Here is a 22331-nt window from a genome sequence, read left to right on the forward strand (position 1 = left end):
GCCCAAACGTTAACGGCGAGAAACGCCCGCGCCAAGTGGTCGCGTCCCGTCAGCCCGGCCGTTTCAGGCCGCCTTTGGTCTCGATGAAGCCGACGATTCGGTCGAGCCCCTCGCTTTTCTTCAGGTTGGTCATGACGAAAGGACGCTCGCCGCGCATGCGCCTGGCGTCCGTCTCCATCTTCTCCAGGGAGGCGCCCACATGGGGCGCGAGGTCGGTCTTGTTGATGACCAGGAGGTCGGACCGGGTGATGCCGGGACCGCCCTTGGACGGGATCTTGTCGCCGGCGGCGACGTCGATGACGTAGATGGTGAGGTCGGCCAGCTCCGGGGAAAAAGTGGCAGCGAGATTGTCACCGCCGGACTCGATCAGCACGAGATCAAGTCCGGGAAACTTGGCGCGCATGTCCGCGACCGCGGCGAGGTTCATCGAGGCATCCTCGCGGATCGCGGTGTGCGGGCAACCGCCGGTCTCGACGCCGGCGATGCGATCCGGCGTCAGCGAACCCGAACGCACGAGGAACTCCGCATCCCATTTGGTGTAGATGTCGTTGGTGATCGCCGCAATGTCATAGCGCTCGCGCATGGTCTTGCAGAGCAGGTCCATCAGCGCGGTCTTGCCCGACCCGACCGGGCCGCCGACGCCGACACGCAAGGGGCCGTGAGATTTCGACATGTGATTCGCTCTCTCTCGATTGGCTAAGGCCGCGGCGGTCACGAGCGAAACAGCCGCGTATATTGCGTCTCGTGCCGCATGCTGGCGAGATCGGCCCGGAACGTCGCGCTGCCGAGATCGTCCAATGCCGCGTCCAGTGCACGATTGGCGGTCGCGGCGACGGCGGCTTCCAGCCTTACCAGAACACGCTGGCTATCCGTCTGGCCGAGCGGAATGAGCCGGCTGGCCGCCGAGATCCAGTTCGAGACCAGCGCATGCAGAAAGCCGTGCAACGTCGGCGCCAGCGGCACGGCGTGCATCGCGGCGACGACACCGACGGCGACCGGATAGACCAGTGGCGTGCTGCATACCGCAATCACGGCATCCAGTCCGTCGGCATTCCACGCGGCGCGAGCGATGTCGATGAAGGCGCGGCCCTGTGATGTCGTCTCCAGCTGCCGCTCGCGCGACGGCACGAAGGCGGCGGCGAGCTCGGCGATCTTGTTCAAAGCGGTGGTCTCGCCCGCTTCCGCGGCGCGATAGGCGTGGACCAGAAACGTCGCGTCACAAAAGCCGGAGCCGTCGCCGAGCATCGCATCGAGCCAATCCGCCAGCGAGGCGGTGTCGGTGACGTCGCCCGCCTCGACGGCCCATTCGAGGCCGCTGGAATAAGAGAAACCGCCGACCGGGAACGCCGGCGACAGCCAGGTCATCAGCCGGTACAGCGCCGCCGCCTCGCCCTCTACAAGGGCACCGGCGCCGACCGGCTCATTTGTGGTCATGAGCATGCTTGTGGCCGTGGTGATGGTCGGGGTGGTCGCAGTGCTCATCGTGGTGATGTTGGTGACCGTGGCCATGATCATGCGCGGCATGATCATGATCGTGGTGGCCGTGATCATGGTGATGATGGCCGTGGTCGTGATGCGCATGGTCATCGTGCCCATGCGCGTGGCCGGCATCGGCATAGGCCCCGCCTTCGGGATCGAACGGCGCCTCGATCTCGATCACGCGCGCGCCGAGGCCCTTCACCATGGCCTCGATGACGTGGTCGCGACGGATGCGCAGGGCCTTGGCCATGATCTGCGTCGGCAGATGGCGATTGCCGAGATGCCAGCCGACCCGGATGAGATGGTGCGGATCGCGGCCGCGGATCTCGAGCAGCGGCTCGGGCGCCGCGACCACTTCGATCAGCCGGCCGTCCTCCAGCACCAGCGCGTCGCCGCCGCGCAGCGCGACGGCATGCTCCAGGTCGAGCAGGAATTCGAGCCCCCGCGTGCCCGTCATCGCCATGCGGCGGCGGTGCCGATCGTCGAAATCGAGCACGACCGTATCCGCCGGCGCTTCCGTGAAGCGGTGCTGTCCCCTGACCTGCGTCGCCCGGATCATGCGTCCTACCTCTTTACCGTGTCTCGACCTTCTCGGGTGTGATCACTTCGATCCTCGGCGGTGCCGTGAAGCACTTCACCGCGACGCGGCCGAACGTCTTCATGTGCTCCATGCCCCGATGCGGCACCAGCGCCTCGGCATTCTCCCACTGCTCGACGAACACCATCTTGCTGGGATCGGTGACGCTTTCATGCAGATCATAGGCGATATTGCCGGGCTCCTTCCGCGTCTCCTTGATGCAGGCGGTGGCCGCTGCAATGAATTCGGCGCGCGTTTCGGGCTTGATGGTCAAAGTCGCAACGACGTAGATCACGAGAAATCCTCCCGGCTTTTCTTCTGAAGGTTAAGATACCGGGCGGGACATTAGACCAGGCGGGACCGAACGCAAAACCGCAAAAAGCCGTCCCCGGACACGCGGCCAGACTTCCTCCCTGGACATGCGTTGAGGCGCTATTTCAGTACATGAAATACCGCTGCGCCATCGGCAGCACCTCCGCAGGCGGGCAGGTCAGCAGCTCGCCGTCGGCGCGCACCTCGTAGGTCTCCGGATCGACCTCGATGTTGGGCGTGGCATCGTTGTGGATCATGCTCTTCTTGGAGATCCTGCCGCGGGTGTTCTGGACGGCATAGAGCTTCTTGTCGATGCCGAGCTTGCGCGCGAGGCCGCCGGTGACGGCAGCCTTCGAGGTGAAGACGACGGAGGACGCCGTGAGCGCCTTGCCGAAGGCGCCGAACATCGGCTGGTAGTGCACCGGTTGCGGCGTCGGGATCGAGGCGTTGGGATCGCCCATGGGCGCGGCGACGATCGTGCCTCCCTTGACGATGCAGTCCGGCTTGACACCGAAGAACGCCGGCGACCACAGCACGAGATCGGCCAGCTTGCCCTTCTCGACCGAGCCGATCAGCTTCGACACGCCGTGCGCGATCGCGGGATTGATCGTGTATTTGGCGATGTAGCGCTTGACGCGGAAATTGTCGTTGTCCTTGCCCTTGTCCTGCGGCAGCGAGCCGCGCTGCTTCTTCATCTTGTCGGCGGTCTGCCAGGTCCGGATGATGACCTCGCCGAGGCGGCCCATGGCCTGCGAGTCCGAGGACATCATCGAGAGCGCGCCGAGGTCGTGCAGGATGTCTTCGGCCGCAATCGTCTCCTTGCGGATGCGGCTTTCGGCGAACGCCAGATCTTCCGCGATCGAGGGATCGAGGTGGTGGCACACCATCAGCATGTCCAGATGCTCGTCGATGGTGTTGCGGGTGAAAGGCCGCGTCGGGTTGGTCGAGGACGGCAGCACGTTCTTCAGGCCCGCGATCTTGATGATGTCAGGGGCGTGACCGCCGCCGGCGCCTTCGGTGTGGAAGGCATGAATGGTGCGGCCCTTGAACGCCTTGACCGTGTCCTCGACGAAGCCGGATTCATTCAGCGTGTCGGTGTGGATCATCACCTGGATGTCGTGATCGTCGGCGACCGCCAGGCAATTGTCGATCGCGGCCGGCGTGGTGCCCCAGTCCTCGTGCAGCTTCAGCGCGCAGGCGCCTGCCTTGATCATCTCGACCAGCGCGGCAGGGCGCGAGGCGTTGCCCTTGCCGGAGATGCCGAGATTGACCGGGAAGGCATCGAACGACTGGATCATCCGCGCGATGTGCCAGGGGCCAGGCGTGCAGGTGGTGGCGAAGGTGCCGTGCGAGGGACCGGTGCCGCCGCCCAGCATCGAGGTGACGCCACTCATCAGCGCGTGCTCGATCTGCTGCGGGCAGATGAAGTGAATGTGGCTGTCGAAGCCGCCGGCGGTGAGGATTTTTCCTTCGCCGGCGATGACATCGGTGCCGGGGCCGATGACGATGGTGACGCTCGGCTGGATGTCGGGATTGCCGGCCTTGCCGATCCCGGAGATCATGCCGTCCTTGATCGCGACGTCGGCCTTCACGATGCCCCAGTGATCGACGATCAGCGCATTGGTGATGACGGTGTCGGCCGCCCCCTGCCTGTTGGTGACTTGCGACTGCCCCATGCCGTCGCGGATCACCTTGCCGCCGCCGAACTTCACCTCCTCGCCGTAGGTGGTGAAATCCTTCTCGACCTCGATGATGAGATCGGTGTCGGCCAGCCGCACCTTGTCGCCGGTGGTCGGGCCGAACATGTCGGCATAGACGGAACGCTTCATCTTGACGGACATCACAAGCCCCGTTTGCGTTTGAATATTTGGTGGGTCACAGCAGCGCCCTCGCTGCTTTCACGGCATCGTCGAATTTCTCGTCGAGCCACGCATTGCCGCCGCGGCAGCCCGCGACGACCTGCGTGGCCCACTCGACATAGTCGGCGAGATCGTCGCGTTCCTCGGCACTGGGATCGGTTTGAATGCGTGCGCCCGTGTTGCTGATCTTGTCGGCGATCTTGATCAGCTTGGCGCCGTCGGATTTCTTCGGAGCGTCCAGCACCTGAAGCCGACGCCGCTCAGCCTTCGGCAGGCTCATATCGTCGGTGCACTCGGTGACGAGGGAAGCGACACGCGCGGAAAATCTCTGTGCCAGCTCCTCAGCCGTCGTGTCGGTGTCCTCGATTGCGTCGTGCAGCCAGCCGGCAGCGACGAGCTCGGCGTCGGCACCGTCAGTCGCGGTCGCAAGCAGGTTCGCGACCTCGGCGAGATGATTGATATAAGGCTCATTTCCGCGCCCCTTGCGCGCCATGCCGTTGTGGCGGCGCGCGGCGAGTTCGGCAGCTTCGGAGACGAGGCGGATGGCAGGCAGCATGGCAAATACCTCCGTTTTCGCCTCAACCGTGCCGCGCCGTGCTCGTTCCTCCGGGTGTCACAGCTTCCCCATGACGTCGCCGCGGAAACCGTAGATCGTCTTCTTGCCGGCCATGGCGACGAGCTGGACGTCGCGGGTCTGGCCGGGCTCGAAGCGGACGGCGGTGCCGGCGGCAATGTCGAGGCGCATGCCGCGAGCCTTCTTGCGGTCGAACTTCAGCGCGGGATTGGTCTCGAAGAAATGGTAGTGCGAGCCGACCTGGATCGGGCGGTCGCCGGTGTTGGCGACCGTCAGCGTCACGGTCTTGCGGCCGGCATTCAGCTCGATCTCGCCGTCCTGGATGAAGAGTTCGCCGGGAATCATATGCTACCTCGTCTTGCTCCGGTGCGTCATGGCCGGGCTCGTCCCGGCCATCCACGTGGTGCCGCTTGGCTGAAAGTCGTGGATGCCCGGGACAAGCCCGGGCATGACGATGTTGATACAGTTTCGCGCTTCAACGGATCGGCTCGTGCACGGTGACGAGCTTCGTCCCGTCAGGGAATGTCGCCTCGACCTGGATGTCGTGGATCATCTCGGGAATCCCCGGCATCACCTGGTCGCGGGTCAGGACCTGCGCGCCGGATTGCATCAGCTCGGCGACCGTGCGGCCGTCGCGCGCGCCTTCGAGGATGAAATCCGAGATGATCGCGATCGCCTCGGGATGGTTGAGCTTGACGCCGCGATCCAGCCTGCGGCGCGCCACGATCGCCGCCATCGAGATCAGAAGCTTGTCCTTTTCGCGGGGAGACAGGTTCATGCGAAATCTCTTCCGTTCAACACGTCTATTCAGCCAATCAATTCAGCCAGAGCCGCGGCAGGGCGACGCCGGTGCGCGCCAGCACCGCCATCATGTCGGCGCGCAAACGCGCCGCATCTTGGGCACAGAACCGCGCCATTGCAAAGCCATTCCAGGCGGATATCCCGACCTCGCCGGAGAACGATTCCGACGCCTCGCGGATGCGCTCGACCAGTGCTTCATCGCCAGGCACGATCAGAGCCGTGCCGATCGCCGCGCCACCCTTGGCGACCGCGGATCGCGCGAGCTTGGCGCCGATATCGCCGACGAGCCTGACCGTTTCGGCGAAGACCAGCCTGCCGCCGCGGCGCATCCGCCAGCGGTCGACGAATTCGCCCTGCTCCATCCGCTCGCCCATGGCAGTGCGGCCGAACACGACGATCTCGCAAAGCAGGAGCGAGGCGTTCTCGTCGAGCACGATGTCGAAGCGGCGGTGAACCCGGGCGCGATCGAACAGGATCGTCTCCTGAGGCAGCCAGGCGAGATGTGCACCCGCGCCGGCCTTCAGGGCGATGTTGAGCTGCGCCGCCGAGCCCGGCGCGCGATAGACCTTTTCGGCCGCCGCGGTGGTCAGCGTCAGCCGCGAGCCATCCGCCGCCGATATCTCGATGTCGAAGCGATCACCGCCGGCAACGCCGCCGGCGGTGTTGACGAACACGCCGGAGAGGCCCTCGTCTTCGGGCGAGGGAAAGCGCACGCGGAGCGAACCGGATTCGTGCAAGGCCCCGCGCCGTGTCACACCGTCACGAGCGTGCACGTCGAACCTGACAGCGCCGCGGGCGCGGTTGGCCTCGAACACCGAAGTTGTCGCTAAAGCGTCGCTGCGCATCCGTCTCCCCAGCCGGTCGCGGCAGGATTTCTTGGCTTACAGGTCCCCGACTTACAGCGCCATCTGGCGGCTGATCTCGCCGGGATCCAGGTTGGCGCGATCGCAGGTGAACTTCACCGCGCCGCGATCCATCACCGCGAAACTGTCGCCGAGTTCGCAGGCAAAGTCGAGATATTGTTCGACCAGCACGATGGCGATGTTGCCGAGGTTACGCAGGTAGGAGATGGCCCGGCCGATGTCCTTGATGATCGAGGGCTGGATGCCCTCGGTCGGCTCGTCCAGCAGGAGCAGCTTCGGCCGCATCACCAGTGCGCGGCCGATGGCGAGCTGCTGCTGCTGGCCGCCCGAGAGGTCGCCGCCGCGCCGGCCGAGCATGGATTGCAGCACCGGAAACAGCGAGAACACGTCGTCCGGAATATGCCTGTCTTCGCGCTTGAGCGGCCCGAAACCGGTCTTGAGATTTTCCTCGACCGTCAGCAGCGGAAAGATCTCGCGGCCCTGCGGCACGAAACCGATACCCTTGCGCGCACGCTCATAGGGCTTCAGGCCCGTGATATCGCTGCCGTCGAACACGATCGCGCCCGAGGAGATCGGATACTGCCCGACCATGGCACGCAAGAGAGAGGTCTTGCCGACGCCGTTGCGCCCGAGCACGCAAGTCACCTTGCCGGGCTCGGCCGAGATCGAGACGCCGCGCAGCGCCTGCGCCGCGCCGTAGAACAGGTTGATGTCCTTGACCTCAAGCATGGCTCAGCGTCCCAGATAGACTTCGATGACCCGCTCGTTGGACGAGACCTGGTCGATGGTTCCTTCCGCGAGCACGGTGCCTTCGTGCAGGCACGTGACCTTGACGCCGAGCTCGCGCACGAAGGTCATGTCGTGCTCGACCACCATGACCGTGTGGGTCTTGTTGATCTCCTTGAGCAGCTCGGCCGTGAGATGCGTCTCGACGTCGGTCATGCCGGCGACAGGCTCGTCGACGAGGAGCAGCTTGGGATCCTGCGCGAGCAGCATGCCGATCTCGAGCCACTGCTTCTGGCCGTGACTAAGGCTGCCGGCGAGGCGGTTGCGGGCGTCGGTGAGGCGGATCGTTTCCAGCACCCTGTCGATGCGCTCGGATTCCGCCTTGCTGCCGCGCCAGAACAGCGTGGCCTTGACGCTGTGGTCGACATTGAGCGCGAGCAGCAGGTTGTCCTGCACGGTCTGGCTCTCGAACACGGTCGGCTTCTGGAATTTCCGGCCGATGCCGAGCTCGGCGATCCGGGTCTCGTCGAGCCGGGTCAGGTCGGTGACGCCGTCGAACAGCACGGTGCCCTCGTCGGGCTTGGTCTTGCCGGTGATGATGTCCATCATCGTGGTCTTGCCGGCGCCGTTCGGGCCGATGATGGCGCGCATCTCGCCGGGCTCGAGCGTCAGCGACAGATTGTTGATGGCGTGGAAGCCGTCGAACGAGACGTGAACCCCGTCCAGATAGAGCATCGCGGAAGTCGCGCGGGTATCCATGACGTTCATTGCACCTACTCCGCCATCTTGGGTTCGGTGACGCCGTCTTCGGCCGCCGCGCTCACGGAGGTCGCGGCGGCGCGTTTGTCCTTCGACGAATCCCACCAGGCATTGAAGGTGCCGACGATGCCCTTCGGCAGCAGCAGGGTCACCAGGATGAACAGCGCGCCCAGCATAAACAGCCAGTACGGCGCCAGCACGCCGGAGGTGAAGAGCGTTTTTGCATAGTTGACGACGACGGCGCCGAGCGCGGCACCGACCAGCGTGCCGCGGCCGCCGACCGCGACCCAGATCACCGCCTCGATCGAGTTACCCGGAGCGAACTCGCTCGGATTGATGATTCCGACCTGCGGCACGTAGAGCGCACCGGCGACGCCGGCCATGCAGGCCGAAACCGTGAACACGAACAGCTTGTAGGATTCGACCCGGTAGCCGAGGAAGCGCGTCCGCGATTCCGCGTCACGCACCGCGATCAGCACCTTGCCGAGCTTGGACGAGACGATGGCGCGGCAGATCAGGAAGCCCACAATCAGCGCCAGGCAGCTCAGCGCAAACAGCGCGGCACGGGTGCCCTCCGCCTGCACGTTGAAGCCCAGAATGTCCTTGAAATCGGTGAGGCCGTTATTGCCGCCAAAGCCGAAGTCGTTGCGGAAGAAGGCAAGCAGCAGCGCATAGGTCATCGCCTGCGTGATGATCGACAGGTACACGCCGGTGACGCGGGAGCGGAAGGCGAGCCAGCCGAAGCAGAAGGCGAGCAGGCCGGGCACGACCAGCACCATCAGCGCGGCGAACCAGAACATGTCGAAGCCGTACCAGTACCACGGCAGCTTCTCCCAGTTCAGGAACACCATGAAATCGGGCAGGACCGGATTGCCATAAACGCCGCGGGTGCCGATCTGCCGCATCAGGTACATGCCCATGGCGTAGCCACCGAGCGCGAAGAAGGCGCCGTGGCCGAGCGAAAGGATGCCGCAATACCCCCAGATCAGGTCGATCGAGAGCGCGAGGATGGCGTAGCAGACATATTTGCCCCAGAGCGCGACGAGATAGGTCGGCACCTGCAGGAACGAGTCCGCAGGCAGCAGCAGGTTCGAGAGCGGGATGAGGATGCCGCAGGCTGCGACGACGGCGAGGAAGATCGTCGCGCCACGGTCCAGCGATCGCGTCAGCATGTGAGGGGTCATGCTTCCACCGCACGGCCCTTGAGCGCGAACAGGCCGCGCGGCCGCTTTTGAATGAACAGGATGATGAGGACCAGGATCGCGATCTTGCCGAGCACGGCGCCGGCGACCGGCTCCAGGAACTTGTTGGCGATGCCGAGCGTGAACGCGCCGACCAGCGTGCCCCAGAGATTGCCGACCCCGCCGAACACCACGACCATGAAGCTGTCGATGATGTAACTCTGGCCAAGATTGGGGCTGACATTGTCGATCTGCGACAGCGCGACGCCGGCGATGCCGGCGATGCCCGAACCGAGGCCGAAGGTCAGTGCATCGACGCGCGAGGTGGCAATGCCCATCGAGGCCGCCATGCGGCGGTTCTGCGTCACTGCGCGCATCTCGAGGCCAAGCGCCGTGTAGCGCAGCATCGCGAGCAGGATCATGAACACGGCGAGCGTGAAGACGAGGATCCAGAGCCGGTTATAGGTGATGGTGATCTGGCCGAGCTCGAACGCGCCGCTCATCCAGGAGGGGTTGCCGACCTCGCGGTTGGTCGGACCGAACATGGTTCGCACCGCCTGCTGCAGCACAAGCGACAGGCCCCAGGTTGCCAGCAATGTCTCCAGCGGCCGGCCGTAGAGGAAACGGATGATGCTGCGCTCGATCAGCACGCCGATGGCGCCGGCAACCAGGAAGGCGAGAGGCACGGCGATCAGCAGCGAATAGTCGAACAGGCCGGGATAGCGGGTGCGGATCACCTCCTGCACCACGAAGGTGGTGTAGGCCCCGATCATCACCATCTCGCCATGGGCCATGTTGATGACGCCCATCACGCCAAAGGTGATGGCGAGCCCGATCGCGGCGAGCAGCAGCACCGAGCCGAGCGAGAGGCCGTACCAGGCGTTCTGCACCATGGACCAGACCGCGAGTGTGCTCTGGATCGAGCCGATCGCGCTGGCAGCGGCCTTGATTACCGACGCCGGCTGGTCGCCCATGCCGGTGAGCAGCGCCAGCGCGTCCTGGTCGCCGCGCGCCTTGAGGGTGGCGACGGCCTCCAGCTTCTCGACCTCGGTGGCGTCGGACTTGAACAGCAGGATCGCGGCGCGGGCCTCGCCGAGCGCGGTCTTGACGGATCTGTTGGTTTCCTTGGCAAGCGCAGCATCGACCGCCTCGAGCGCGGTCTCCTCATGCGACTTGAAGACCGACTGCGCGGCCTGCAGGCGCGTTCCCACATCCGGCGACTGAAGCGTCAGGCCACCGAGCGCGGCGTCGACGCTGCGGCGCAGGCGGTTGTTCAGGCGGACCGCGCTCGCACTGTCGGGAACGCTGGCGACGGCCTCGCCCGTCGCGGCGTCGATCGACTTGCCGTCGGCGCCGGTGACGTAAACCTTCTTGCTGTCGGGATCGGCCATGAGGCGGCCGTCCTGGAGCGCGCTGATGATGGGGAAAGCCAACGGGTTGCCGCTGCCCGCGACCACGCCGATCGCCTCTTCCGTGTCGGAAAAATCGTCATTGGCGAATTTGGCGACCGCATCCTCGAACGGACCGGCGAGGGCCGGCAGCGCGAACGCGATCAGAAACAACGAGAGTGCAAGCGAGCAGAGACGGGCGGACAAATGGGCTGGCACTGTGAATGACCCCGGCAGAAATGGGTGGAGAAGGCGGCGGGATCGCCGCCCTCTCCGATCGTGCAATGGACGTCAGATCCGGATCAGGAGCCCGAACCGAGGCACTTGTTGGTCTTGGTGTTGAAGTTGCCGCACTTCTTGCCGACCCAGTCGCCGATCAGGTCCTTGGAGCCTTCCAGCTCCTTCGACCAGGCGTCGCCCGCGACGAGGCCCGGCGTCTTCCACACGACGTCGAACTGGCCGTTCGCCTTGATCTCGCCGATGAACACCGGCTTGGTGATGTGGTGGTTCGGCAGCATCTTCGACACGCCGCCGGTCAGGTTCGGCGCCTCGATGCCGGGAAGCGCGTCGATCACCTTGTCCGGATCCGTCGACTTCACCTTCTCGACCGCCTTCACCCACATGTTGAAGCCGATCACGTGCGCTTCCATCGGGTCGTTGGTCACGCGCTTGGGGTTCTTGGTGTAGGCTTGCCAGTCCTTGATGAACTTCTCGTTCGACCCGTCCTTGGTCTTGATCGACTCGAAGTAGTTCCAGGCGGCGAGATGACCGACCAGCGGCTTGGTGTCGATGCCCGCGAGCTCTTCCTCACCCACGGAGAACGCAACGACCGGAATGTCCTTTGCCTTGATGCCCTGGTTGCCGAGCTCCTTGTAGAAGGGAACGTTGGCATCGCCATTGATGGTCGAGACTACCGCGGTTTTCTTGCCGGCCGAGCCGAACTTCTTGATGTCGGCCACGATCGTCTGCCAGTCGGAGTGACCGAACGGCGTGTAGTTGATCATGATGTCTTCCTGGGCGACACCCTTCGACTTCAGATAGGCTTCCAGGATCTTGTTGGTCGTGCGCGGATAGACGTAGTCGGTGCCCGCGAGCACCCAGCGCTTCACCTTCTCTTCCTTCATCAGATAGTCGACGGCCGGGATCGCCTGCTGGTTCGGCGCCGCACCCGTGTAGAACACGTTGCGCTCGCTCTCCTCACCCTCGTACTGCACGGGGTAGAACAGAATGCTGTTCAGCTCCTTGAAGACCGGGAGCACCGACTTGCGCGACACCGAGGTCCAGCACCCGAACACGACCGAGACCTTGTCCTTCGTGATCAGCTCGCGCGCCTTTTCGGCGAACAGCGGCCAGTTCGAAGCGGGATCGACGACGACGGCTTCCAGCTTCTTGCCGAGCACGCCGCCCTTCTTGTTCTGCTCATCGATCAGGAAGAGGATGGTATCCTTCAGCGTGGTTTCGCTGATCGCCATGGTTCCGGACAGGGAGTGCAGCACGCCGACCTTGATGGTGTCGTCCGCGGCCTTCGCGCCAGTCAATGAAGCCAGACCAAGCACCAGTCCGGCGGTCGCGGCGAGCACGCCGCGGCGGCTAAATGAAGCCGCTATATCGTGAGTGGATTTGCTAAACATGAGTGTCTCATCTCCCTGACGCAGACGTGAAAATGCTGCGAAACGGCCCCACGGCCGCCTGCGATTAACGGAATCGCAAGAACCATGCCATGGACTGAGCACCCATCAACACTTTGATATGGCTTATAAAATCGTCCGAAATCGAAGTTTTGCCGCAGTCAGTTTGACTAAATTCTAGGCGGCCGAAATGTATGCGAAAGCGGCAGGCAGGTTAATTTCTGAGCAAACTGCCAATTCTGGCTAAATTTCCGGCATCACTATTTTTGCACCGCAATCGCTATTTCGGCCGCGCCTGCCTTGAAAGCGCCCCCTCGATGTTCCATATGAGCAGCCGAGACCTCTTGCGAATCAAGGGGTCATAGCGAGCCGCGTGTTCTTAAGCCCCCTACGGGCCTCTGGCTTGCCCCATTCTCCCAAGCCCATCCGACACCCCAAACACGCAGGTGTCTTCTCGACACCCTTTTGCGCGCGCCGCGCCGAATGCGCCGGGCGCCCGCTTTTGACATGGAAAGAACCCCTCTTTTGACTTCGTTTCAGGATTTCGGCCTTGCCGAGCCCATCGCGCGCGCTCTTCGCGAAGAGAACTACGTCACCCCCACCCCGATCCAGGCCCAGACCATTCCGACCGCGCTGACCGGCCGCGACGTCGTCGGCATTGCGCAGACCGGAACCGGCAAGACCGCGTCTTTCGCGCTGCCGATCCTGCACCGGCTGCTCGAGAACCGCATCAAGCCGCAGCCCAAGACCTGCCGCGTACTCGTGCTCTCTCCGACCCGCGAGCTGTCCGGCCAGATCCTCGACAGCTTCAACGCCTACGGCCGTCACCTCCGGCTGGCGTCGACCCTCGCCATCGGCGGCGTGCCGATGGGCCGCCAGGTCCGCGCCTTGATGCAGGGCGTCGACGTTCTGGTCGCCACCCCAGGCCGCCTGCTCGACCTCGTGCAGAGCAACGGGCTGAAGCTTGGAAGCGTGGAGTTCCTCGTGCTCGACGAAGCCGACCGCATGCTCGACATGGGCTTCATCAACGATATCCGCAAAATCGTCGCCAAGCTGCCGATCAAGCGGCAGACGCTGTTCTTCTCGGCCACCATGCCCAAGGACATCGCCGAGCTCGCCGACGCCATGCTGCGCGATCCGGCCCGCGTCGCGGTGACCCCGGTCTCCTCGACCGCCGAGCGGATCAACCAGCGCATCATCCAGGTCGATTTCTCTTCCAAGCCCGCCTTCCTGACCAAGCTCCTGAAGGATGAGCCGATCAACCGCGCACTGGTCTTCACCCGCACCAAGCACGGCGCCGACAAGGTCGTGAAGACCCTTGAAAAGGCCGGCATTGCCGCGAGCGCCATCCACGGGAACAAGTCCCAGAACCATCGCGAACGGACGCTCGCCCAGTTCCGCTCCGGCGAGATCCGCACCCTGGTTGCGACCGACATCGCCGCCCGCGGCATCGACGTCGACGGCATCACCCACGTCATCAATTTCGACCTGCCCAACGTCCCCGAGACTTACGTCCACCGCATCGGCCGCACCGCCCGCGCCGGCGCCGACGGCACCGCGATCTCGCTGGTCGCAGGTGGCGAGGAGCTCAGCTATCTCCGCGACATCGAACGGCTGATCCGCGTCGCGCTGCCGCGCGAGGACCACCGCACCGACGCCGGACGCCGAGATGCCGGCCCCGCCCCGTCGCAGCAACGGCAGGGCCGGCCGGGCGGCCGGCCTGGCCAACGCCCGCAAGGGGCACGGCACGGTGACGGGCGGCGTGCTGACGAAAGACATGCCGACGGGCGTCACCATGGTGCCGCCAAACAAAGTGACGGAAGGCACGAAGGACGGCACGCCGAGGTGAGGCAGGCCGACGGACGACCCGGCAATGGCCCGAATGCTTCGAAGGGTTCTCGGCGCCGCCGCTCCGGTGGTAAGATGCATTCATCGCCTGTCGACCGTCCGGAACAACGTTCCGCGCATAGCGCCGGGACGCCTGATGGGATACAAGGCGTTGCCTTTTTGCGCCGCGAGAGTCGGCCAAACAGCCAACCGAACCGCAAACCCTATTCGCACTAGCCGTCCACGACCTGGAGAAATTCATGGCTAAGGAAGAGCTGATCCAGTTCGAAGGACTGGTCACCGAAATCCTCCCCGACGCCCGCTACCGCGTGCAACTCGACGCCGGACATGAGATCGTTGCCTATACCGCCGGCAAGATGAAGAAGAACCGCATCAAGACGCTCGCGGGCGACCGCGTGACGGTGGAGATGTCACCGTACGACCTCGAGAAGGGCCGGCTGATTTTCCGCCACAAGGACGAACGTCCCAGCACGGCGGGCGGACCGCCCCGTCCCGGACAGCGCGGCGGCCAGTTCCGCCGCCGCTGATCGGCTGCGGCGCGCACGCGCGAGATAGAATTCCGACCTGGATATTGATCCGCCGTTGATATCGCGGCGGATCAAAAATTCGTGCACGTCCGGATTGTTTCGGGCTCCTGTTTCCGATAAAATGAATTAATCGATTTTCGGCCGGACGACATTGGCATCCACCGGTACAGCCGGTTCAGACACGCTGACGACCCTTCCAGAAATTCGATCTAACCGGCCCGCGGAAGCGGGCTCTTACATTGTGTTATCTGAGAAGGAACTACCCATGAGCATGGGAACCGTGAAGTGGTTTAACGCGACCAAGGGCTTCGGCTTCATCCAGCCCGACGACGGTGGCCAGGACGTTTTCGTTCACATCAGCGCCGTGGAGCGCGCCGGACTCGGCTCGCTGCGCGAAGGCCAGAAGATCTCCTACGAGATCGTGGCCGACCGCCGCTCCGGCAAGTCGGCGGCGGACAACCTCCGCGCCGCGGGCTGAGCCCACCCGGGCTCTTGGCCCGACCGGCTCGAGCCAGAGGAAACAAGAAGGCCGTGCGCGACGCACGGCCTTTTTATTTTACAGCATGATCCGGAAAAGTGGGCAGCGGTTTCCCGAAAAGATCATGCTCAAACAACAACCTAAAGCGCGATGACGATTCATCCTAATCGCATCGCGCTTTAGTTGGATTTGGCGCCCCCGCTGCCGCTGGCACTGCTGCTCAGCGAACCGGCCTGGTTCATCGTGTTGTTGAAGTAGGCGTCGCTGTCACCGAGCGTCACGCGACGCTGGCAAAGCGGTACGCAGCTGTAGGACTCGCGCTCGATCCCACGATAGACGGTGACGAGCCGGTCGCTCGGACCTTCAACCTGGATCTGGCGGTCGACCAGAATCTCGCCGCCCCGGTCGAGCGCGATGAAGTTGGTGGCACCATAGCCCTTTCCGGTCACGACGATCATGCCGCCCGGCTGGAGCGTGACGTCGGCGATCAGGGGATTACCGACCACGATGGTTGCCACCTTGCCGGGCAGCCGTACCAGCTTGGCCTGGTCGACATTGACGGCGATCGTGTCGGCGGTGGACTCGGCAAGTCCGGCGGCCGGCCATGCCAGCACCGCAGCGGCAACCAGAAGACACACGCGCGCATGACGGCGCAGCAATTCTTTACGCATACTCTTACCCCCGGGACGTCACAAACCGGCAGAAGCGATCAGATAGCAGCGGAGCCGGCGCCCGACCCGGCCAACCTGCCTTTAATTCATGAACGTTCCGCAAACTCGCCGGCTATTGTTTGAACGGATAGGCGAGTTGGCCCCAGATCTCCTTCGGCATGGTCGCTTCGTCCTTGCCGTAATCCTGCGGCAGCTTCCCCTCCGGCATGCGGAAGGTGCCGAACAGCACGTCCCAGATCGGAAACGTCCCGGCGAAATTGGTGTCGCCGCCCTCTTCGAGCGAGGTATGGTGCCAACGGTGGAATACCGGCGTCGCCAGCACGTATTTGAACGGTCCGAAGGTCCAGTTCAGGTTGGCGTGCACGAAGGCCGAATGGAAGGTGGTGAACGGGCCGACCCAGATCATGACGTTGGGGGAGATACCGGCCATCAGCAGCACGACGTCGACGCTGATCGTCCCGAGCAAGAGATTGACGGGATGGAAACGGGCCGCGGAGATCCACCCGATTTCCTCCGACGAATGATGGACCGCGTGGTACTTCCAGAAGCCGCCGTCGTGGAAAAGCCGGTGCAGCCAGTACAGCATGAAGTCGGACAGCACCAGGAACAGCAGAGCCTGAACCCACAGAGGCAGCTGCGACAGCGGACCATGGCCATTGTCGTAGAAGGCAATGAGCTCGTCGGCGTCGTGGATGTTGAAGACGACGCTGGCGCCGACGATCAGAAGACCAATCCGCATGGTGCGGGCGAACACCGGGACGAAGAACCAGTAGCAGATGTCGGTGATGATCTCCCGCTTGCGCCACCACGGCGCGCCGGGATTGCAGGCCCAGAAATGCTCCAGCACGGTGAAGACGGCCGCGAGCACGAAGGTGACGGGGATCACCTTGACGATGGTCTCGCCGAGCATCAGGGCGACTTGCATGGGCAGGCTCGACATCGTCGCCTCTCTTGCGAATTCCAGTCCTGCCTAGGCGTACTCCGCGAAATTTAAGGGAGGGTGAAGCAGGCGCCGCGCTGCCGATGCATCGGGAGCCGGAATGTATCGCAGCTGCCGTCTTAAGGCGAAATTCACTCTGCGCGAAAGCATCGCGCCGAACCTGGGTTTACCCGATCGAGTTAACTTTACCGAAAGAGCTCGGCTCTCATGGTCCTCGCTTCAGACAGCGCCGAACGAGGCGATCTCACCCAGACGGAGTTTTGTTCATGAAGAACTTGATTGCGCGTTTCGCGAAGGATGAATCCGGCGCCACCGCCATCGAATACGGTCTGATCGCCGCCGGCATCGCGCTGGCCATCATCACCGTCGTCAACAATCTCGGCACCACGCTGAACGGCAAGTTCAGCTCGATCAGCACGTCGCTGAAGTAGGCAACCGACGACCGGCGGCAAATGCCCCGGGCCTCCGGGGCCTTTGCTTTTCTGAAGACGGCAAGTTCCAGTGGCGTTGCACAAGTTCAGAACCGATGCCGCGGTCGCGGCGAAAGAGTTGGGGGCGGCTCAAGCCGGCTCACCGGCCTATTGGATCTGCCTTGCGCTGCTGCTTGCGACGGTCGCGCTCGCCGCGCGCATTGCCAGCTTCTGGTGAAACGCATTCAGCGGCCTTGGCCCCCACGTCCCTGTCGCCGTTGTCGGTTTGTTTAGCACTACGCGCTAGTATCCGGCGACGCCAGCTCCCGCGGCCAAACCAGGCCCCAAGACGCAGCCCATGATCCTCGACCTTGCGCGCCTTCTGCTCTTCCCGGCCCTGATGGCATTCGCCGCCGCGAGCGATCTCTTCACGATGACGATCTCAAACCGCGTGTCGCTGGCGCTGGTCGCAGGCTTCTTCGTGCTCGCCCTCGCCGGTGGCATGGCACCTTACGATATGATGAGTCATGTCGGCGCCGGCGCGCTCGTCCTGGTCGTGGCCTTCACCTGCTTCGCAATGGGCTGGGTGGGCGGCGGCGACGCCAAGGTCGCGGCTTCCGTCGCGCTCTGGTTCGGCTTCGCGCAGCTGATGAACTTCCTCCTCTACGCCTCACTGTTCGGCGGCGCGCTGACGCTGCTCCTGCTCCAGTTCCGGCAATGGCCGCTGCCCTACGGGCTGGCAGGCCAGGCCTGGCTCGCACGGCTGCACGCCAAGGAGAGCGGCATTCCCTACGGCATCGCGCTCGCTCTAAGCGCGTTGATGGTCTACCCGGAGACCGAATGGGTGAAGGCGATCGACCTCACTCACCTCGCACTGCGCTGAACGCACAGGGTAAACCCGGCGTTAAGGCGATTTAGATACGCCTCATTAACCATGCTTTGACGAATAGCTGGTCAACTGCCGATCACGGCGGCGGCAGTGTCGCGGCGTATTGTTGGAAAGTGAAGCGTATGAATAGGGCACGCATTGTCGTCCTGACGGTCGCCATCTGCGCCGGCGGCGTCGCCGCGTACCTGGCGAGCGGCACCGACAATTCTGCGCCGCCTCCGCTTCCGGTCGCGCAGCTGCCGACCGTAGACGTCCTCGTCGCCAAGAACGACATCGGCTTGGGCCAGACCGTAAAGCCGGAAGACGTGCAGTGGCAGACCTGGCCGGCCGCGACCGCCAGCACGACCTTCATCCGCCGCAACGAGCGTCCCGATGCTGCGACCCAGGTGAGCGGCTCGATCGCGCGCGCACCGTTCATCCAGGGTGAGCCGATCCGCGACCAGAAGCTGGTCAAGGCCGAAGGCTCCGGCTTCATGGCGGCAATCCTGCCCACCGGCATGCGGGCGATCTCAACTGAGATCTCGCCGGAGACCGGCGCGGGCGGCTTCATCCTGCCCAACGATCGCGTCGACGTGCTTCTCACGCGCCGGTTGAAGAACCCGGACCAGAGCAGCGGCGCCCCCGACCTCGTCACGTCCGAGATCATCCTGGCCAATATCCGCGTTCTGGCCATCGACCAGGCGCCCAAGGAGAAGGACGGCCAGAACTCGGTGATCGGCAAGACCGTCACCCTCGAGCTCAATCCAGCGCAGACCGCAACGCTCTCCGCGGCGCGGCAGAGCGGCACGCTGTCGCTGGCGCTGCGCAGTATCGCCGACGTCAAGATGAGCGAAATCACGCTCGATGACTCCGCGCAGAAGCGAGACGGCGTTTTGATCATTCGCTACGGCATTCCAAGTCAGACGGCTAAGGCACGATGAAGACAGTCGATATGAAATGCAGGGCAGATTCGGCGACGATACGAACCTCACTGGTCCGCGCCCTGTCGTTTTCGGCCGCCTTCGCGCTGGCGTTCAACCCGGTGATCGCTGCCGACTACCGCCCCGTGGCGCCGGCCGCGGCGGACGGCCAGATCAACGCTCGCTTCCTCTCGCTCGGCATCGGCAAGTCCATCGTGATCGACCTGCCGCGCGACATCAAGGACGTGCTTGTCGCCGATCCCAAGATCGCCAATGCGGTGGTCCGCTCGGCGCAGCGCGCCTATATTATCGGCGCGGCGGTCGGCCAGACCAACATCGTGTTCTTCGATTCCGCCGGTCAGCAGATTGCGGCCTATGACATCGCAGTCAAGCGCGACCTCAACGGCGTGCGGGCCGCGCTGAAGCAGGTCCTGCCCAATTCAGACATCCAGATCGATGGCCTCGGCGACGGCATCGTCCTGACCGGAACGGCTGCCAACCCGATGGAAGCGCAGCAGGCCAACGAGCTCGCCGCGCGCCTGGCCGGCGGCCCCGACAAGGTGGTGAACTCGATCGTGGTGCGCGGCCGCGACCAGATCATGCTCAAGGTGACGGTGGCCGAGGTCCAGCGCAACATCGTCAAGCAGCTCGGCATCGACCTCTCCGCCAACCTCAACTACGGCACCTCCGTGGTGAGCTTCACCAATTCGAACCCGTTCACGGCCTATGGCCGCAACCTGGTGGACGGCAACAATCTGACCACGAAGTTCGGCGCGACGCCATCCGTGCAGGCCACCCTGCGTGCGATGGAAACCGCTGGCGTGATCCGCACGCTGGCCGAACCGAACCTGACCGCGATCTCCGGTGAATCGGCGACGTTCATCGCCGGCGGTGAATTCCCGGTGCCGTCAGGCTATGCGTGCGATCCCGTCACCCATGTCTGTACAACCCAGATCAGCTTCAAGAAGTTCGGCATCTCGCTGAACTTCACGCCCGTGGTGCTGAGTGAAGGCAAGATCAGCCTGCGGGTGATGACGGAAGTCTCGGAGCTGTCGAACGAGAATGCGATCACGCTGTCGCAGGCGGTGACCTCGACCACGGTGAACTCGCTGACGGTGCCCTCGATCAGGACCCGCCGCGCGGAGACCTCGCTGGAAATTCCCTCCGGCGGCGCGATGGCGATGGCCGGCCTGATCCAGCAGCAGACCAAGCAGGCGATCAGCGGATTGCCGGGACTGATGCAGCTCCCGATCCTGGGCACGCTGTTCCGCAGCCGCGACTTCGTCAACAACGCGACCGAACTGGTCGTGATCGTGACGCCCTATGTCGTTCGCGCGGTGGCGCCGAAGGACCTGTCGCGGCCGGATGACGGCTTCGCTCCGCCTGCGGATCCGCAGGCCCAGCTGATCGGCAATGTCAACCGGCTCTACGGCGTGCCCGGACGGGCCGAGCCGGCCAAGAGCTACCGCGGCACCTACGGCTTCATCACCGACTGAGGCGGAACGGGACTTCACGATGATCACGAGACCACCCCAGCTTCGCAAACGCGCCGTCCGCCTCGGTGGCGCGCTCGTCGGCATGGCGCTCGCGCTCGGCGGCTGCCAGCACGACGAAGTCGTCACGGCCTCCATTCCCGACGATTACAGGCAGCGCCATCCGATCGCGATCGAGGAGCAAAATCGCTCGATCGTCGTCTTCGTCGGCCATGCCCGCGGTGGTCTGACCGCCGCCCAGCGCGCCGATGTGATGGGGGTCGCATCGGCATGGTTGCACGAAGGCACCGGCGCCATTCGTATCGACGTACCGTCCCATACGCCCAACGCTCGTCCGATCGCGGATACGATGCGAGAGATCCAGGCGATGCTGGCGGCGGCAGGCGTTCCGCCGCGCGGCGTCAGCGTTCACCCCTATCGGCCGGAAGACAAGCGTTTCCTGCCGCCGATCCGGCTCACCTATTCAAAGATCGCCGCGGTCGCCGGTCCCTGCGGCCTGTGGCCCGAGGACATCGGCCCCTCGATGAAGAACAAGCGCTGGTTCGAGAACAAGGACTACTACAATTACGGCTGCGCCTCTCAGCGCAACCTCGCGGCCATGGTCGACAATCCGTCGGATCTGGAGCAGCCGCGGCCCGAAACTCCTTCATACACGCCGCGGCGCATCACCGGTCTCGAGAAATATCGCAAAGGGCTCCCGACGACGACTACCTATCCCGAGGCCGACAAGGCCAAACTCAGCGAAACCGGCAGATGATCAGCTACGCGCGCCAGACACAAGAAGAGCAGCCGCAAGCCGCTCCTCCACCGATGGAGGAGCATATTGCGCCTGCGCCGCGCGTCTCGGTCCAGGCCTTCTGCGAAACCGTGGAGACTGCCGCCGCGGTACAGGCGGCCGGCGAGGATCGCCGTCTCGGCAAGGCCCATCTGAAGATCCAGATGGGCGGCATGGCGGCCGCGATCGAAGCCTATCGCTCGGCTCCCACGCCGAACGTGATCGTGCTCGAGAGCGACGGCCGCAGCGATCTGTTGGGCGGGCTCGACCAGCTCGCCACCGTCTGCGACGCCGGCACCCGCGTGGTCGTGATCGGCCGCATCAACGACGTCACGCTCTATCGCGAGCTGGTTCGCCGCGGCGTCAGCGACTACGTGCTCGCGCCGGTCGGCGCAATCGACGTCGTGCGCTCGATCTGCAACCTGTTCTCGGCGCCGGAAGCCAAGGCGGTCGGCCGCATCATCGCCGTGGTCGGCGCCAAGGGTGGCGTCGGGGCTTCCACCATCTCCCACAATGTCGCCTGGGCGATCGCGCGCGACCTCGCGATGGACGCCGTCGTCGCCGATCTCGACCTCGCCTTCGGCACCGCCGGGCTCGATTACAACCAGGATCCGCCGCAGGGCATTGCCGACGCCGTGTTCTCGCCCGACCGCGTCGACACTGCCTTCATCGACCGACTGCTGTCGAAATGCACCGACCATCTCAGCCTGCTGGCGGCACCGGCGACGCTCGACCGGGTCTATGATTTCGGCACCGACGCTTTCGACGCCGTGTTCGACACGCTGCGCTCCACCATGCCCTGCATCGTGCTTGACGTTCCGCATCAATGGGCGGGTTGGACCAAGCGTGCCTTGATCGGAGCGGACGATATCCTGATCGTGGCCGCGCCTGACCTCGCCAACCTGCGCAATACCAAGAACCTGTTCGATCTGTTGAAGGCCGCACGCCCCAACGACCGGCCGCCGCTCTACTGCCTGAACCAGGTCGGCGTGCCGAAACGGCCCGAAATCGCCGCCACGGAGTTCGCCAAGGCGATCGAGAGCCAGCCGGTCGTCTCGATCCCGTTCGAGCCGCAGATCTTCGGCTCGGCAGCCAACAACGGCCAGATGATCGCGGAGATCTCCGCCAACCACAAGTCGATCGAGATGTTCCTGCAGATCGCCCAACGCCTGACCGGCCGCAGCGAGACCAAGAAACAAAAGTCGTCCCTGCTTTCACCTCTGATTGAGAAGTTGCGGGGAAGATAAGCCGCCG

General features: G+C 64.2%; 26 protein-coding genes. 10 read left to right on the forward strand and 16 right to left on the reverse strand.

The annotated features are described in order from the left end of the window. Positions 1-49: 49 nt before the first annotated feature. The 14 genes from ureG to urtA form a co-directional block, all read right to left on the reverse strand. A complete protein-coding gene (gene ureG / locus ACM42_RS21340; RefSeq protein WP_271529773.1) occupies positions 50-673 on the reverse strand; it encodes an urease accessory protein UreG in 624 nt (207 codons plus the stop codon). 38 nt (positions 674-711) lie between these two features. Continuing rightward, a complete protein-coding gene (locus ACM42_RS21345) occupies positions 712-1440 on the reverse strand; it encodes an urease accessory protein UreF (protein WP_271529903.1) in 729 nt (242 codons plus the stop codon). Beyond that, on the reverse strand, positions 1421-2038 hold the full coding sequence (locus ACM42_RS21350) for an urease accessory protein UreE (protein WP_271529774.1): 618 nt from the start codon (positions 2036-2038) through the stop codon (positions 1421-1423). The genes ACM42_RS21345 and ACM42_RS21350 overlap by 20 nt, the downstream gene beginning before the upstream one ends. A gap of 13 nt (positions 2039-2051) precedes the next feature. Then, positions 2052-2351: a putative quinol monooxygenase gene (locus ACM42_RS21355; RefSeq protein WP_028177262.1), complete on the reverse strand. Its 300-nt coding sequence runs from the start codon at positions 2349-2351 to the stop codon at positions 2052-2054. A gap of 142 nt (positions 2352-2493) precedes the next feature. After that, entirely contained in the window at positions 2494-4209 is a 1716-nt protein-coding gene (gene ureC / locus ACM42_RS21360; protein WP_271529775.1) for an urease subunit alpha, read from the reverse strand. Positions 4210-4243: 34 nt separating this feature from the next. Further along, positions 4244-4783, reverse strand: a complete 540-nt coding sequence (locus ACM42_RS21365; RefSeq protein ID WP_271529776.1) for an HD domain-containing protein — start codon at positions 4781-4783, stop codon at positions 4244-4246. 57 nt (positions 4784-4840) lie between these two features. After that, on the reverse strand, positions 4841-5146 hold the full coding sequence (locus tag ACM42_RS21370) for an urease subunit beta (protein WP_026202067.1): 306 nt from the start codon (positions 5144-5146) through the stop codon (positions 4841-4843). Between the two features lie 130 nt (positions 5147-5276). Then, complete coding sequence (locus ACM42_RS21375) at positions 5277-5579, reverse strand: urease subunit gamma (RefSeq protein ID WP_007605424.1); 303 nt, start codon at positions 5577-5579, stop codon at positions 5277-5279. 37 nt (positions 5580-5616) lie between these two features. Continuing rightward, complete coding sequence (locus ACM42_RS21380) at positions 5617-6447, reverse strand: urease accessory protein UreD (RefSeq protein ID WP_271529779.1); 831 nt, start codon at positions 6445-6447, stop codon at positions 5617-5619. 51 nt (positions 6448-6498) lie between these two features. Further along, positions 6499-7194 carry an urea ABC transporter ATP-binding subunit UrtE gene (gene urtE, locus ACM42_RS21385; RefSeq protein WP_028177269.1) on the reverse strand — a complete coding sequence of 232 codons (696 nt, stop codon included), beginning with the start codon at positions 7192-7194 and terminating at the stop codon, positions 6499-6501. Positions 7195-7197: 3 nt separating this feature from the next. Next, on the reverse strand, positions 7198-7959 hold the full coding sequence (gene urtD, locus ACM42_RS21390) for an urea ABC transporter ATP-binding protein UrtD (protein WP_271529780.1): 762 nt from the start codon (positions 7957-7959) through the stop codon (positions 7198-7200). 5 nt (positions 7960-7964) lie between these two features. Then, on the reverse strand, positions 7965-9134 hold the full coding sequence (gene urtC, locus ACM42_RS21395) for an urea ABC transporter permease subunit UrtC (RefSeq protein ID WP_271529781.1): 1170 nt from the start codon (positions 9132-9134) through the stop codon (positions 7965-7967). Continuing rightward, positions 9131-10738 carry an urea ABC transporter permease subunit UrtB gene (urtB, locus tag ACM42_RS21400; protein ID WP_271529782.1) on the reverse strand — a complete coding sequence of 536 codons (1608 nt, stop codon included), beginning with the start codon at positions 10736-10738 and terminating at the stop codon, positions 9131-9133. Before urtB ends, urtC begins: the two co-directional genes overlap by 4 nt. An 83-nt stretch (positions 10739-10821) precedes the next feature. Continuing rightward, positions 10822-12150 (reverse strand): urea ABC transporter substrate-binding protein, encoded by a 1329-nt coding sequence (gene urtA / locus ACM42_RS21405; RefSeq protein WP_271529783.1) that lies wholly within the window; start codon positions 12148-12150, stop codon positions 10822-10824. A gap of 480 nt (positions 12151-12630) precedes the next feature. Between urtA and ACM42_RS21410 the strand changes: the two genes are divergently transcribed. From ACM42_RS21410 to ACM42_RS21420, 3 genes are all read left to right on the forward strand, one after another. Beyond that, positions 12631-14211, forward strand: a complete 1581-nt coding sequence (locus tag ACM42_RS21410) for a DEAD/DEAH box helicase (RefSeq protein ID WP_271529784.1) — start codon at positions 12631-12633, stop codon at positions 14209-14211. A 23-nt stretch (positions 14212-14234) separates the two neighbouring features. After that, entirely contained in the window at positions 14235-14522 is a 288-nt protein-coding gene (gene infA / locus ACM42_RS21415) for a translation initiation factor IF-1 (protein WP_024340539.1), read from the forward strand. Positions 14523-14787: 265 nt separating this feature from the next. Continuing rightward, positions 14788-15000: a cold-shock protein gene (locus ACM42_RS21420; RefSeq protein ID WP_014439634.1), complete on the forward strand. Its 213-nt coding sequence runs from the start codon at positions 14788-14790 to the stop codon at positions 14998-15000. Positions 15001-15179: 179 nt separating this feature from the next. Here ACM42_RS21420 and ACM42_RS21425 read toward each other — a convergent pair whose 3' ends face one another. Both ACM42_RS21425 and ACM42_RS21430 read right to left on the reverse strand, forming a co-directional pair. Next, positions 15180-15671 (reverse strand): pilus assembly protein N-terminal domain-containing protein, encoded by a 492-nt coding sequence (locus ACM42_RS21425; RefSeq protein WP_271529785.1) that lies wholly within the window; start codon positions 15669-15671, stop codon positions 15180-15182. A gap of 112 nt (positions 15672-15783) precedes the next feature. Then, entirely contained in the window at positions 15784-16611 is an 828-nt protein-coding gene (locus ACM42_RS21430) for a sterol desaturase family protein (RefSeq protein ID WP_271529786.1), read from the reverse strand. A 266-nt stretch (positions 16612-16877) separates the two neighbouring features. Here ACM42_RS21430 and ACM42_RS21435 point away from each other — a divergent pair, with 266 nt between their 5' ends. The 7 genes from ACM42_RS21435 (at position 16878) to ACM42_RS21465 (ending at position 22324) form a co-directional block, all read left to right on the forward strand. Next, on the forward strand, positions 16878-17042 hold the full coding sequence (locus tag ACM42_RS21435) for a Flp family type IVb pilin (RefSeq protein WP_271529787.1): 165 nt from the start codon (positions 16878-16880) through the stop codon (positions 17040-17042). Positions 17043-17112: 70 nt separating this feature from the next. After that, positions 17113-17259, forward strand: coding sequence for a hypothetical protein (locus ACM42_RS21440; protein ID WP_271529788.1), 147 nt, complete (start codon positions 17113-17115; stop codon positions 17257-17259). Between the two features lie 120 nt (positions 17260-17379). Beyond that, a complete protein-coding gene (locus tag ACM42_RS21445; RefSeq protein WP_271529789.1) occupies positions 17380-17904 on the forward strand; it encodes an A24 family peptidase in 525 nt (174 codons plus the stop codon). Positions 17905-18032: 128 nt separating this feature from the next. Then, a complete protein-coding gene (gene cpaB, locus ACM42_RS21450) occupies positions 18033-18830 on the forward strand; it encodes a Flp pilus assembly protein CpaB (RefSeq protein ID WP_271529790.1) in 798 nt (265 codons plus the stop codon). Between the two features lie 11 nt (positions 18831-18841). Then, positions 18842-20305 (forward strand): type II and III secretion system protein family protein, encoded by a 1464-nt coding sequence (locus ACM42_RS21455; RefSeq protein WP_271529904.1) that lies wholly within the window; start codon positions 18842-18844, stop codon positions 20303-20305. 19 nt (positions 20306-20324) lie between these two features. Next, on the forward strand, positions 20325-21059 hold the full coding sequence (locus ACM42_RS21460) for a CpaD family pilus assembly protein (protein ID WP_271529791.1): 735 nt from the start codon (positions 20325-20327) through the stop codon (positions 21057-21059). Next, complete coding sequence (locus ACM42_RS21465) at positions 21056-22324, forward strand: AAA family ATPase (RefSeq protein WP_271529792.1); 1269 nt, start codon at positions 21056-21058, stop codon at positions 22322-22324. The genes ACM42_RS21460 and ACM42_RS21465 overlap by 4 nt, the downstream gene beginning before the upstream one ends. Positions 22325-22331 lie beyond the last annotated feature (7 nt).

The sequence above is a fragment of the Bradyrhizobium sp. CCBAU 25338 genome (assembly GCF_028128965.1).
Taxonomy (GTDB): Bacteria; Pseudomonadota; Alphaproteobacteria; order Rhizobiales; family Xanthobacteraceae; genus Bradyrhizobium; species Bradyrhizobium liaoningense.

Coding starts and splice junctions, on each gene's coding strand:
- ACM42_RS21380 (WP_271529779.1), bottom strand. CDS start 6,447: ATGCGCAGCGACGCTTTAGCGACAACTTCGGTGTTCGAGGCCAACCGC.
- urtE (WP_028177269.1), bottom strand. CDS start 7,194: ATGCTTGAGGTCAAGGACATCAACCTGTTCTACGGCGCGGCGCAGGCG.
- ACM42_RS21455 (WP_271529904.1), top strand. CDS start 18,842: ATGAAATGCAGGGCAGATTCGGCGACGATACGAACCTCACTGGTCCGC.
- infA (WP_024340539.1), top strand. CDS start 14,235: ATGGCTAAGGAAGAGCTGATCCAGTTCGAAGGACTGGTCACCGAAATC.
- ACM42_RS21460 (WP_271529791.1), top strand. CDS start 20,325: ATGATCACGAGACCACCCCAGCTTCGCAAACGCGCCGTCCGCCTCGGT.
- ACM42_RS21365 (WP_271529776.1), bottom strand. CDS start 4,783: ATGCTGCCTGCCATCCGCCTCGTCTCCGAAGCTGCCGAACTCGCCGCG.
- ACM42_RS21370 (WP_026202067.1), bottom strand. CDS start 5,146: ATGATTCCCGGCGAACTCTTCATCCAGGACGGCGAGATCGAGCTGAAT.
- cpaB (WP_271529790.1), top strand. CDS start 18,033: ATGAATAGGGCACGCATTGTCGTCCTGACGGTCGCCATCTGCGCCGGC.
- ACM42_RS21435 (WP_271529787.1), top strand. CDS start 16,878: ATGAAGAACTTGATTGCGCGTTTCGCGAAGGATGAATCCGGCGCCACC.
- ACM42_RS21420 (WP_014439634.1), top strand. CDS start 14,788: ATGAGCATGGGAACCGTGAAGTGGTTTAACGCGACCAAGGGCTTCGGC.
- ureC (WP_271529775.1), bottom strand. CDS start 4,209: ATGTCCGTCAAGATGAAGCGTTCCGTCTATGCCGACATGTTCGGCCCG.
- ACM42_RS21350 (WP_271529774.1), bottom strand. CDS start 2,038: ATGATCCGGGCGACGCAGGTCAGGGGACAGCACCGCTTCACGGAAGCG.
- ACM42_RS21465 (WP_271529792.1), top strand. CDS start 21,056: ATGATCAGCTACGCGCGCCAGACACAAGAAGAGCAGCCGCAAGCCGCT.
- urtD (WP_271529780.1), bottom strand. CDS start 7,959: ATGAACGTCATGGATACCCGCGCGACTTCCGCGATGCTCTATCTGGAC.
- urtC (WP_271529781.1), bottom strand. CDS start 9,134: ATGACCCCTCACATGCTGACGCGATCGCTGGACCGTGGCGCGACGATC.
- ACM42_RS21345 (WP_271529903.1), bottom strand. CDS start 1,440: ATGCTCATGACCACAAATGAGCCGGTCGGCGCCGGTGCCCTTGTAGAG.
- ACM42_RS21445 (WP_271529789.1), top strand. CDS start 17,380: ATGATCCTCGACCTTGCGCGCCTTCTGCTCTTCCCGGCCCTGATGGCA.
- ACM42_RS21425 (WP_271529785.1), bottom strand. CDS start 15,671: ATGCGTAAAGAATTGCTGCGCCGTCATGCGCGCGTGTGTCTTCTGGTT.
- ACM42_RS21430 (WP_271529786.1), bottom strand. CDS start 16,611: ATGTCGAGCCTGCCCATGCAAGTCGCCCTGATGCTCGGCGAGACCATC.
- urtA (WP_271529783.1), bottom strand. CDS start 12,150: ATGTTTAGCAAATCCACTCACGATATAGCGGCTTCATTTAGCCGCCGC.
- ureG (WP_271529773.1), bottom strand. CDS start 673: ATGTCGAAATCTCACGGCCCCTTGCGTGTCGGCGTCGGCGGCCCGGTC.
- ACM42_RS21375 (WP_007605424.1), bottom strand. CDS start 5,579: ATGAACCTGTCTCCCCGCGAAAAGGACAAGCTTCTGATCTCGATGGCG.
- ACM42_RS21410 (WP_271529784.1), top strand. CDS start 12,631: ATGCGCCGGGCGCCCGCTTTTGACATGGAAAGAACCCCTCTTTTGACT.